This window comes from Psychrobacillus sp. MER TA 171 (assembly GCF_023713305.1).
Taxonomy (GTDB): domain Bacteria; phylum Bacillota; class Bacilli; order Bacillales_A; family Planococcaceae; genus Psychrobacillus.
On record NZ_JAMAWN010000028.1, the window covers coordinates 1 to 11,751 of the forward strand.

The 11,751-nt window shown below is 36.6% G+C and carries 10 protein-coding genes; 3 read left to right on the top strand and 7 right to left on the bottom strand.

Features of this window, described 5'->3' with window-relative positions:
• Positions 1-788: 788 nt before the first annotated feature.
• The 3 genes from M3627_RS18160 to M3627_RS18170 all read right to left on the bottom strand — a co-directional run bounded on the left by M3627_RS18160 (position 789) and on the right by M3627_RS18170 (position 4,674).
• On the bottom strand, positions 789-2,690 hold the full coding sequence (locus M3627_RS18160) for a heavy metal translocating P-type ATPase (RefSeq protein WP_251556924.1): 1,902 nt from the start codon (positions 2,688-2,690) through the stop codon (positions 789-791).
• A 151-nt stretch (positions 2,691-2,841) separates the two neighbouring features.
• Complete coding sequence (locus M3627_RS18165) at positions 2,842-4,371, bottom strand: fumarate hydratase (protein WP_277347133.1); 1,530 nt, start codon at positions 4,369-4,371, stop codon at positions 2,842-2,844.
• Positions 4,372-4,488: 117 nt separating this feature from the next.
• Positions 4,489-4,674: an SE1561 family protein gene (locus M3627_RS18170; RefSeq protein WP_169360745.1), complete on the bottom strand. Its 186-nt coding sequence runs from the start codon at positions 4,672-4,674 to the stop codon at positions 4,489-4,491.
• 374 nt (positions 4,675-5,048) lie between these two features.
• On the opposite strand from M3627_RS18170, the gene M3627_RS18175 reads away from it, so the two are divergent.
• Positions 5,049-6,224, top strand: coding sequence for an MFS transporter (locus M3627_RS18175; RefSeq protein ID WP_169360780.1), 1,176 nt, complete (start codon positions 5,049-5,051; stop codon positions 6,222-6,224).
• A gap of 165 nt (positions 6,225-6,389) precedes the next feature.
• Positions 6,390-7,298 (top strand): EamA family transporter, encoded by a 909-nt coding sequence (locus tag M3627_RS18180; protein ID WP_251556926.1) that lies wholly within the window; start codon positions 6,390-6,392, stop codon positions 7,296-7,298.
• A gap of 256 nt (positions 7,299-7,554) precedes the next feature.
• On the opposite strand, the gene M3627_RS18185 is transcribed toward M3627_RS18180, so the two are convergent.
• Together M3627_RS18185 and M3627_RS18190 are read right to left on the bottom strand one after the other, a co-directional pair.
• Positions 7,555-8,694 (bottom strand): zinc-dependent alcohol dehydrogenase, encoded by a 1,140-nt coding sequence (locus M3627_RS18185; RefSeq protein WP_169360778.1) that lies wholly within the window; start codon positions 8,692-8,694, stop codon positions 7,555-7,557.
• An 82-nt stretch (positions 8,695-8,776) separates the two neighbouring features.
• Positions 8,777-9,286 carry a DUF421 domain-containing protein gene (locus M3627_RS18190; RefSeq protein WP_169360777.1) on the bottom strand — a complete coding sequence of 170 codons (510 nt, stop codon included), beginning with the start codon at positions 9,284-9,286 and terminating at the stop codon, positions 8,777-8,779.
• 95 nt (positions 9,287-9,381) lie between these two features.
• Here M3627_RS18190 and M3627_RS18195 point away from each other — a divergent pair, with 95 nt between their 5' ends.
• Complete coding sequence (locus tag M3627_RS18195; RefSeq protein ID WP_169360776.1) at positions 9,382-10,077, top strand: hypothetical protein; 696 nt, start codon at positions 9,382-9,384, stop codon at positions 10,075-10,077.
• Positions 10,078-10,353: 276 nt separating this feature from the next.
• Here M3627_RS18195 and M3627_RS18200 read toward each other — a convergent pair whose 3' ends face one another.
• Positions 10,354-10,674 (bottom strand): hypothetical protein, encoded by a 321-nt coding sequence (locus tag M3627_RS18200; protein WP_169360775.1) that lies wholly within the window; start codon positions 10,672-10,674, stop codon positions 10,354-10,356.
• Positions 10,675-10,807: 133 nt separating this feature from the next.
• Entirely contained in the window at positions 10,808-11,401 is a 594-nt protein-coding gene (locus tag M3627_RS18205) for a DNA-3-methyladenine glycosylase I (protein WP_251556927.1), read from the bottom strand.
• Between the last annotated feature and the right edge of the window lie 350 nt (positions 11,402-11,751).

Consider the following 11,751-nt stretch of genomic DNA (forward strand, 5'->3'; position numbering starts at 1 on the left):
ATATCTAGGTTAAACTTTAATTGGGTCATCTTAATTCCTCCACATTGTTTATCGTCGTTGAAAACATTGTACCCAAGAGGGATTAATTTGACCCTTTTACTTTTTACACAATTATACGGACTTAATCGGTTGCGCCCATAAGAAGGGCCTAAGTGTCCCATAAAGCGTAGAAGGTGGCCCATAAACTAGTGGAAAATGTCCCATAAAAGGTGATAAGCCGCCCATAAAGAGGGTTTGCGCCCATAAGAGGAGCCTAAGTGTCCCATAAAGTGTAGAAATTGACCCATAAACTAGCAGGAAGTGTCCCATAAACTAGCGGGAAGTGTCCTATAAAAGGTGATAATTCGCCCATAAAGAGGGTTGCGCCCATAAGAAGGGCCTAAGTGTCCCATAAAGCGTAGAAGGTGGCCCGTAAACTAGTGGAAAATGTCCCATAAAAGGTGATAAGCCGCCCATAAAGAGGGTTTGCGCCCATAAGAGGAGCATAAGTGTCCCATAAAATGTAGAAATTGACCCATAAACTAGCAGGAAGTGTCCCATAAAAAGGAGCAAGTCGCCCATAAAGAGAAGTTTCGCCCATAAGAAGAGTCTAAGTGTCCCATAAAGCGTAGAAGGTGGCCCATAAACTAGTGGAAAATGTCCCATAAAAGTGATAAGCCGCCCATAAAGCCAAATCTCTCCCCATAGAAGGTGTTTATGTGATGGCCCCCTACAATCCTAAGTGTTTCAAACAATTAGCTATAAAAAAAGTATCCAACCTAGAAAGGTCGGATACTTGATGAACAACTTTAAATGTTGCGGTTTAACATTCGCAATCCATTTAAGATTACTAGAATGGTGCTTCCTTCATGTCCAATGACACCCATAGGCAAGTCTACTACTTGCAAAAAGTTGGAGATGATCAGAAGAGCGATTACTGTGATAGAAAAGAAAATGTTTTGTTTGACGATTCGTTGCATTTTTCGAGACATTTTCACAGCGTATGCTATTTTGCTTAAATCATTTTTCATTAGAATGACATCAGCAGTTTCTAATGCTACGTCTGTTCCTTCACCCATTGCAAATCCAGTTGTTGCTGTTGCCAAGGCAGGCGCATCGTTAATCCCATCGCCTACCATTCCAACAAATTTATGCTCTGCTAAAAGCTCCTTCATGTGTTGTACTTTAGTTTCTGGGAGACACTCCGCAATATACTGGTCAATTCCCGCTTCTTTAGCAATTACATTTGCCGTTTTTTCATTGTCCCCAGTTAGCATGACTGTTTTAATACCTAGTGATTGTAACAGCTTAATAGCTTCTTTAGCTTCCTCTCGAACTGTATCCTTCAAAGCAGCTGCGGCAGCTATTCCTTTACTATCACGCATAAAGATTACAGTCTTTCCTTCCTCCGCTAGAGCAGCCGCAACTCCTCCTTGGAATGCAAAAGCCTCGTCTTTGTTTACAAACTCAGGTTTACCGACTAAGATTTCTTCGTCATTTATAGTAGCCTTTAGCCCAAATCCTGGTTTGTCTTCAATAGGAATAATTGGTAGCTGGCTGATTCCTTCCGCAAATGCGAATGTAGAAATTGCTTGAGCTAACGGGTGATTCGATTGTGCTTCGATGGTAGCAAGCAATTTAAGTGCTGATAGTCGGTCTAAGTCATCTCGTACAAAGAAGTCTGTCACTACTGGCTTACCTTGAGTTAAGGTACCTGTTTTATCTAGAGCTATAGCTTTCATTTCACTTATATTTTCTAAGTGCATTCCACCCTTAAACAAAATGCCGCTTTTTGCACCGTTTGAAATTGCTGCTAGCGTAGCTGGCATGATGGATGCTACAAGGGCACAAGGGGAAGCAACTACTAATAAAACCATTGCTCGATAAAAAGTAGTGGTCCAATCCCAGTCAAGTAAGTAATGAGGGAGAACCATCATCACTGCAACAGCAATTAAAACTACTTTTACATAAGATCCTTCAAATCGTTCGATAAATTGTTGGGCTGGAGATTTTTCATCTTGAGCCGTTTGGACAAGATCGATTATTTTTTGAAACAAGGAATTTTCATTGGTTTTAGTCATTTCCATCGTAATCGCACCACTTAAATTTACTGTGCCGGCAAAAAGTGTATCGTTCGGCTTCTTGGAAAGGGGAAGAGACTCACCACTTATAGCTGCTTCATCAACTGATGTTAAGCCATTAATGACGATACCGTCAGCAGGAATTCTTTCTCCTGGTTTCACAACAAGCTTGTCACCGAGTATTAAATCCTTTATAGATACGCGTGTAGTACTTCCATCTGCTTGAAGCTTCCATGCTTCCTCAGGTTGGAGTTCCATTAACGAAGAGATTTCTTTTTTGCTTTTATTCATTGTATACGTTTCTAAGGCACCACTTACTGCGAATATAAAAATGAGAATCGCACCTTCAGTCCAGTAGCCAATTATGGATGAACCAATGGCTGCAAGAATCATTAGCATTTCTACATTTAATTCTTTTTCTTTTATCGTTGCTTCAATACCTTCTTTAGCCTTAGCGAATCCACCAATTAAAAAAGCTAACAGGTAGAAGATGATGGAGGCCATTTCAAAACCTGAATTGCCTATAAGCCAAGCGATTAATATTAAAAGACCAGAAAATAGTGCTGCAACTAGTTCTATATGGGGCATTACTTTAGATAAAAATGTATTTTTTTCTTCTATAGTTGACATTTAAATCCTCCTCTTGATATTGATTTTCATTATTATTTCTCTCTAAAATAAAGGAAAACTGGATTTTCACTAAGGAAAACCCAGTTAATTAAATTAAGTATTACTTTATAATTATTATAATCTAGAGAAATTTAACTGTCAACCATTTGATTTAAGCGAATACTGGCTCCTTGTACAAGGCTAATTTCTCTAATGAGGATTTATCTACATCTGCGTGAAGACTATTGCCGTGAGAGTCCATTGTAACAACAGCTGTGAAGTTTTCTACACGTAAATGCCACATTGCTTCAGGAATTCCAAATTCCATCAGATCAACACCTTCTACGTCTTTAATACAGTCTGCATAGTATTGAGCCGCACCGCCGATTGCGTTTAAATAAACACCACCATGCTCATGAAGGGCTGCTAGTGTTTTTGGTCCCATTCCACCTTTACCTATAACTGCGCGTATGCCAAACTTTTTCATAATGTCACCTTGATATGGCTCTTCGCGAATAGAGGTGGTAGGGCCTGCAGCACGGACATGCCATTTTCCAGCCTCGTCCTTCTGCATAACTGGACCACAATGATAAATAATATGGCCATCTAAATCAACTGGAGCATCGTGGCTCATTAAATGATGGTGGATAGCATCACGCCCTGTGTACATACGTCCAGTGATAGAAACAACATCGCCTACTTGAAGTGAGCGAATTTGTTCTTCTGTAATAGGAGCAGAAAGCTCGACCACTCTTTTTGGTGTTTCATTTTGAGCTTCATCTTTAAACTCAATTTTTTCACCATCTTGGTAATGCCATTCTGTAATATCTCCAGTAGAAGGATCAATATTGATGGCCATACGGCGATAAGCCCAGCAATTGTATGCTACTGATACATAGAAGCTTGCAGGAATACGGTGCATGACACCAATCTTACAACCTAGTAGAGTTGCCTCCCCACCAAAGCCCATTGTTCCAATTCCTAACGTATTCGCTTTTTCTACGATATAAGCTTCTAGTTTTGCTAAATCTTCATTTGGATTTATATCATCTACAGAGCGGAATAACTGCTCCTTTGCTAAATCGTATCCTGAAGAACGATCTCCACCAATTCCGACGCCTATAAAGCCTGCTGAGCAGCCTTGACCTTGAGCTTGATACACTGAATGCAGAATACATTTACGTATACCATCCAAGTCTCTCCCTGCACGACCAAGCCCCTCTAATTCAGTAGGTAGGCTATATTGTATGTTTTTGTTTTCACATCCGCCACCCTTAAGGATCAGCTTCATTTCTATGTAATTTTTTTCCCATTGTTCAAACTTAACTACTGGAACACCTTCTCCTAAGTTATCTCCACTGTTTTTTCCAGTTATAGAGTCTACAGAGTTAGGACGTAGCTTAGCGTCTTTTGTAGCAGCAACAATAGCTCGTTTAATAGCTTCCTTAATTTCTAGTTGGTTCACCCCAACTGGAGTTTTTACCTTGAAGGTAGGTAGTCCAGTGTCCTGGCAAATTGGAGAAATATTTTCATCTGCCATTTGAATATTATTTGTAATGGTATCTAAGCTCATTGCAGCGCGAGTGCCTTCATTTTCAGCAGCCTTTGCTTTTTGAATGGCTCTTCTTACATCCTTAGGTAAGTTGGTAGAAGTTTCGGTAATCAGTTCGTAGATACTTTTCTCTAATTGTCTCATTTGCATTTAGTTATGCCCCTTTAAATGTAGTTACAAACATTAACAAGTATACTATTTTACAAGAATGAAAAAAAGAGCAGTATAAAAGGCATCAGAAATATAATTTTCCGATGCCTTTAAATACTACTCCTTAGAGTCTTTAAATTGTTCCATTTTTAGTTCTAAGTCATCCATCATTTGAATAAGTCTGTCTATATCTTCTAAATTAGTCGTCTCAGGTTCAATAGAATCAAGTACTTCTAAAAACATTTGAAGTCGGTCTTTTAAATAAGATACTTGTTGTTCTGAATTTGATATTTGTTTGCCCACAGAAAAACACCTCACTTTATAAGATAAGAATATAACAAGATGAACTTAAAAGATAGGTAAAAAGAGTTATTTTATAAATTAGTGTATTTAAAATATTTACACTATTCAGTTTATATGATAAAGTAACATTAAGTTATACGAAAGGAGGCCGTAGTGAAGAGTCGAAAACCAATTAACCATTTGAAGGAGGCGGTTCAGACATTTCACCGGCAAAATAGCCGCAAATGCAGTTATGAATACTCACAAGGATATAAGTAATATATAAAGGCTCAGTCAATCTTAAACGATATTGACTGGGCCTTTTGTTGTTTATAGAAAAGCTAATTTTTGTTATGATAACCTGTATGAAAATTAAATAGTGAAGAGGTTATCTTATGCAACAATTTACAGCTACAGAGAGCAGACGATTTAAAATTTTAGTTATTATTGTTTCAATTTCAGGTTTTTCTCAAGGAATGCTTTTACCACTAATCTCTGTAATTTTTGAGCAGGATGGGGTAAGCGCTACATTAAATGGGTTAAGTGCTACAGGTTTATACATAGGTACTTTATTAATATCACCTTTCATTGAGCTTCCCTTACGGAAATACGGATATAAGCCGATGATTGTAGTCGGTGGTCTTATAGTTATCGTTTCACTTCTACTTTTTCCTTTATGGAAAAGTGTTGCATTTTGGTTTGTCCTTCGGCTGTTAATAGGAATTGGTGATCATGCTCTTCATTTTTCTACTCAAACATGGATAACAAGTTTCTCTCCTCAGCATCGTTTGGGAAGAAATATAGCCATCTATGGATTATCTTTTGGAGTTGGCTTTGCAGTTGGTCCTTTGTTCGTTCAATTGGTAGAAATTTTTGAAGGACTTCCTTTTATCGTTTCTGGACTTTTATGTTTATGTGCATGGGTATTGGTGTTTTTTATAAAGAATGAGAAGCCCGAAGCCTTTTCCTCTTCAAACTCCGCAAATGGAACTTGGAAACGATTTGGTGCAGCCTTTGGAGTAGCATGGATAGCTTTTATCCCTCCGTTTAGCTATGGCTTTTTAGAATCATCTTTAAATGCGATCTATCCTGTATATGCGCTACGAAATTCGATAGAAATTAGTGATCTATCGTATATTCTAGCTGCATTCTCTATTGGTGGTGTAGTCTCTCAATTACCGCTTGGTATGCTGAGTGACCGCCTAGGAAGAAGACAGGTGCTATATAGTATGCTTGGATTGGGTGCTATCACATTCGGATTAGCCAGCTTTTTTGAGGCTTCTGCTATAATTGTAGGTACATTTTTCTTCATAGCAGGAACTTTTGTAGGTTCTACTTTTTCTCTTGGAATTGCATATATGACCGACCTCACACCAAAAGAGCTTTTACCAACAGGTAATTTAATTTGTGGTATATTTTTTAGCTTAGGAAGTCTATCAGGTCCTTTCTTTGGTGGGTTGTTCATTCAATTATTTGAGGGAGTCAGCTTTTTGTTACTTATTTCGCTACTATTAGGCGTAATGGCTATCATTATATTTTTTACTAAAACTAATCGTTCCAATACAGTATAACCAATTTCAAAAAATGGATTCAGACCACCAAAGTTCACGGAGCTATGGTGGTCTAATTTTATTTATTATTCTAACTTCTCCCAATTCTATTGACATTCAAGTTTCATTTATTATAATTGTAAAGCTTCATTTACATTTGATTTTTAAAGAAAAGGAGAACAATTTATGTGGTTTATATTTGCTCTAGTAACTGCCCTTGCATGGGGAGGAGCAGACTTATTTTATAAAAAGGGAACAGACCCTAAGGATAAATTTAGTCATCTTAAAATAGTTGTTATGGTAGGCTTGGTTATGGGAATCCACGGAACATTTTATATGCTCTTAAAGGGTATTCAATTTAATCCAATGGATATGTTGTTATACTTACCTGTGTCGGCCCTTTACATATTGTCAATGGCTATTGGTTATATAGGATTGAGATATTTAGAATTATCAATAGCATCGCCTGTTCAAAACTCATCCGGAGCTATTACAACCATTCTATTATTTATCTTCTTTACGCATTCGTTAAGTGCATTAGAAATAATTTCAATTATTATCATTACTCTAGGAGTAATTGGACTTGCCGTCTTTGAAAAACAAATGGAAAAACAAGTGCTTCAAGCAAACCCTAAGACGATAGATACGAAATACACGATTGGTTTTATGGCTATTATTTTCCCAATCTTATATGCCTTGATTGATGGGCTAGGCACTTTTGCAGATGCTGTGTATTTAGATGAGCTTAGTCTAATAGGAGAGGATGCAGCTCTACTTGCTTATGAGTTTACATTCTTTATTTGTGCTGTTGTTGCTTTTGTCTACCTAAAAGCTATTAAGAAGGTTCCATTTAATATATTTAAAGAGCGAGATAAAACAAGCGCTGCCATTTTAGAAACAATAGGTCAATTCTTTTATGTATTTGCTATGTCTTCAAATGCAATTATTGCAGCACCAATCATTGCTTCATATAGTATTTTTTCAGTACTACTCTCCAGAATCTTTTTGAAGGAGAAGCTCACGAAAAAGCAATATGCTGTAATTATTGTAGTGATTGTCGGAATTGCACTATTAGGAATTGCAGATGAACTATAAAAGATGCTAGGACAAGACTAAAAAAACACTATTTTTCTCATCGAGAAAATAGTGTTTTTTTGCATAAAGAAAATTGATTTCCATTCCGGGTACGCTTTCCGGGGGCACGGCTCGAGTCTGTAGTCTCTCACTCGTGCTGTTCCCCCAGGAGTCGCCCCTTCACTGCAATCAATTTAAAGATTATCAGATGCTTACTAGGGATAAAAGCTACTTGTTTTTGAAAATTACGCTTATGTCCCAGCCTCGTTTGTTTGTATTACGGTTTTAAAACAAATTTAATGCTTTCTTCTTCATGGTCATGGAATATTTTATATGCTTCACTAGCCTGCTCAAGTGGAACGCTATGTGTAATGATTTGTGTAGGGTCAACGTCACCTTTTGTAATCATTTCATATATCTTTGGCATATAGTGTACTACAGGCGCTTGTCCTGTTTTAATATTAATATTTCGCTCGAAAATATTTCCAAGAGGGAACATATTGTAATTCGATCCATATACACCGGTTAATTGAATTGTACCAAATTTACGTACAGCATCAATTCCAATATCAAGGGCACTTAAAGTACCACCTTGGAGTTTTAGTTTTTGCCCAACTTTTTCTAATGTAGACATTTTACCATCCATACCTACACAGTCGATTACAACATCTACACCACCATTTGTGATTTCTCGAATATATTTTCCCATGTGATCATACTCTTCAAAGTTATACGCTTCAACTTTATTCATCTTTACAGCATGATTCAAACGATATGGTAAATGATCGACAGCTATAACACGCTTAGCACCTTTCATCCAAGCAAACTTCTGTACCATTAATCCGATAGGTCCTGATCCTAAAACAGCGACCGTATCGCCTTCTTTCATACCTGAATGCTCTACGCTCCAGTAAGCTGTAGGTAGAACATCTGAGAGAAATAATAATGATTCATCCTCTAGCTCACAAGACTCAGGTATTTTAAATGGTAAATAATTTCCGTATGGTACGCGTAAATACTCTGCTTGACCTCCAGGATAGTCACCGTATCGTTCTGTAAATCCAAAGTATGCTCCGGAATCTATTACCGGATTTTCATTGGAATTGTCACACTGACTTTCCATTTCATTTTGACAATAAAAGCATTCACCACAGGAAATGTTAAAAGGAATTACAACGCGGTCACCCTTTTTAACTTTTGTAACAGAGGGGCCAACTTCTTCAACTATTCCCATTGGTTCGTGACCAATTACATAATCCTTACGAGCTGGCACTGCACCTCTGTAAATATGTAAATCGGACCCGCAAATAGCTGTAGTAGTAATACGCACGACAATATCATCGCTTTTTTCAATTTTTGCATCTGGTACTTCTTTTACTTGAACATCTTTTGCACCTTGATAAGTAACAGCCTTCAAATGATCTCCTCCTATTAATAAGTACTTTTTCTATAATAATTATTACCCTAAGTAAGGTAAAAAAAACTCTTTTTTGAAAGAATCAGTCTTTTATTATTTTGTTAAGAGTATCTTCTTTTCCATTCTCATTATTAGGTAAAATGGATAACTCTCCGTTTGGCTCCAAAATGACAGCACGGACTTCTTCCATAGATAAATTACTTTCTAAACGAACAGCTTGAATCATTTCATCTTTACGAATTCGTTCCTTCTCCATCGTTTTAACGAAAAAATTACCATTGTAAAAGAGTAATGCTGGATCGCTAGTAACTACATCATCAAATGTATTACTTTTCCTACTACTAAAAGAAAAAATCCATTGTAAGGCTACCAATACAAATAATGCAGCTATCCCATCAAAAATGGAAATCTTACTATCGAGCATGATAGTAGCTAATACGGATCCAATAGAAACAGTAATAACAAGATCAAAAGCATTTAGCTGAGCAAGTGACCGTTTACCAGCTACCCTTAATAAGATAATCAAGAAAATATAAGCCATTATCCCTAACAAGAATATTCGTCCAATTTCCATCCAGTTTAAATCAAACAATTATTAGCCTCCTTAAAATGTTTATTTTTCTTTACCACCATCTATATAAATAAAACATGAAGAATGCTAACAACTTAAAGAATAGGAGTGGATTCATGAAAAAATTTTATATGTTTTTGTTAATTTTAATACTTTCCTGTATATTAGCGGCATGTAGTCAGAAAGAGAATAGTACCAAAACTGAAACTGATATAACGGAGGAAGTAAATGAGGAACACGACCACAATCACGATGATCACGAGGGCCATGACCACGAAGAAGATATTGTTGAATTAGATTATAAAAAATTAGATGAAGCAATTGCAAAAGTCCTAAATGAGATTCCGAGCTTCTCAGTTCAAAGTGAAATAGAGAGAGGTACAAAAGAAGATCTTGCTAACTATTTTAATGCAGATAAAATGGAGTTTCGCTTAAAGGTAGAGCGTGTTATAGGCAATCAGGAGTATAATAGTGAAGAACTAAAGGCATATGCCGAATACTATGTGGAAGAGAACTTATTAGCAATTGATATCGCTAAGAAAAAGTATAATATTGAAGTTACTAAATCAGAGGTAACAAGTTTTATAGAGGAAAATGTAAAAGCTGTAGTGCCAGAAGAGAAGAAGCTATATGCGAATAGTATAGGGATCACTTTAGAGGAACTAGACAACGTTTTTGATAGGGACATCTATATAATGGACGTGCTATGGTCTAAGCTTACTCCCATACTAATGGAAAAGCATCCCCAGGCTGTTGGGGAAAGCGAAGTAGAATATATGAATAGACTCACGAATGACTTCTATGATGTATAAGAGAATACTAATTGAGTCAATTTCGCAATTACTTGAGTTTTATATGAATAAGTAGAATTGATTTCCGCTCTGGCGGACGCTTCTTCGCGGGGAAGGGGGAGCGATAAGCCATCACCCATAGCTTACGCTCGTATTGTGATGGGTTATCTGTTTCACTCATCCCCTAAAACTCACTGAAATCGGGACAATCCAAACAGAGAGAATTTATAAATGAATTTACTCAGCTGAATAATCGCACTCGACGACAGAAATGGTAATGGGGTAAGTCTGTCTCTTTTAGTAGGTTAATAATTCTTCTTTTGAAACAATACGCCACTCATTTGCTGCAAGTTTGTCTATATAGTCATTGATACAAATTTCCTCTAAATTACTTGCAAGTGGATGTAGAGATACATAGCATTCATTTGTCTCATAATTTATAGTAACTTTCACAACTTCATATCCATTATGAAATCTTGCGTCAAATCCGGGGTCATCAATTATATCTCCTTTAACAGGACGAATCGTGGATTCAAATGTTTTCATTACCATTTGCGTCCTATTATTTTCTATTTGTTCTTTCGAAGATGTTAGAAAAATGAGCATTTTAATTTTCATTGTTTGTCTCCCTTAAATCAATTAATTTGTTATTTATAGTTTGTATCATGTCACCAAAAAGTTCCCTCCTGAAAAATATAAAACTAAGCTCTCAAACCTATTTTTCGTAAGCTTTTTTAGAGGATAAATAATTCTATAGTGCTTCATCTTTTTCCAACTTCATAGAAGGATGACAGTGACAGTCAGTTGTATGGTCATTAATCATTCCAACTGCCTGCATATATGAATAACAGACTTTACTTCCTACAAATACAAAGCCATCCTTTTTAAGACGCTTACTCATTGTATCGCTTAGCTCATTGAAGATAGGGACTTCATTTATAGAAGTCCAATGATTGAGGATAGGGGTTCCATTTACAAAACTCCAAATGTAATTAGAAAAAGATCCATGTTCTCTTTGAATTCGGAGGAATGCATGTGCATTTGTCAACACACTAAGTATTTTTAAACGATTTCGGACGATCCCGCTGTCTTCTCGGAGAGATTGAATTTTATCCTCAGTGTATTGAATGATTTTATGAGCATCAAAGTGATCAAATGCTTGACGATAATTATCTCGTTTCTGTAGAATTGTCCACCAACTCAAACCAGCTTGAGCTCCTTCTAAGCATAACATCTCAAATAATAGCCTATCCTCATAAATAGGAACGCCCCATTCATTGTCATGATAGTCTAAGTATAAAGGATCTTTTCCAACCACCCACGCACATCTAGTAACCAATGTCATCAACCTTTCTAAAAGGGAACGTATATTCTATTTTTATTGTAAGGTAAATTCAGAAAAATAGCAATATATATAGACTAGAGTGTATATGAAAAAAGCCTTTTGAAATAGCTTTGTTAAAGTTAATGGTTGATTTTGATTAAAGAATTCTTTTTTATGTGACTATAAACATTACAAAAGTGATGATTCAAATGACTATTAAGAACATAAGTAGGTTATGAATTGGGTAATGACAGTTTTTGGCTTAGTTTAGGAGTGTAAATTTATAAAGCACCAGACGGCGACTCCTACTAGATGTGGGGAAACAGATCAGACAAAACAACCACGCGCTTTCCTCGGGGTGATGGCTGCTA

Bases quoted from the DNA above. Each gene is read 5' to 3' on its own strand.
- M3627_RS18160 (WP_251556924.1), bottom strand. From the start codon at position 2,690: ATGTCAACTATAGAAGAAAAAAATACATTTTTATCTAAAGTAATGCCC.
- M3627_RS18165 (WP_277347133.1), bottom strand. From the start codon at position 4,371: ATGCAAATGAGACAATTAGAGAAAAGTATCTACGAACTGATTACCGAA.
- M3627_RS18175 (WP_169360780.1), top strand. From the start codon at position 5,049: ATGCAACAATTTACAGCTACAGAGAGCAGACGATTTAAAATTTTAGTT.
- M3627_RS18180 (WP_251556926.1), top strand. From the start codon at position 6,390: ATGTGGTTTATATTTGCTCTAGTAACTGCCCTTGCATGGGGAGGAGCA.
- M3627_RS18195 (WP_169360776.1), top strand. From the start codon at position 9,382: ATGAAAAAATTTTATATGTTTTTGTTAATTTTAATACTTTCCTGTATA.
- M3627_RS18200 (WP_169360775.1), bottom strand. From the start codon at position 10,674: ATGAAAATTAAAATGCTCATTTTTCTAACATCTTCGAAAGAACAAATA.
- M3627_RS18205 (WP_251556927.1), bottom strand. From the start codon at position 11,401: ATGACATTGGTTACTAGATGTGCGTGGGTGGTTGGAAAAGATCCTTTA.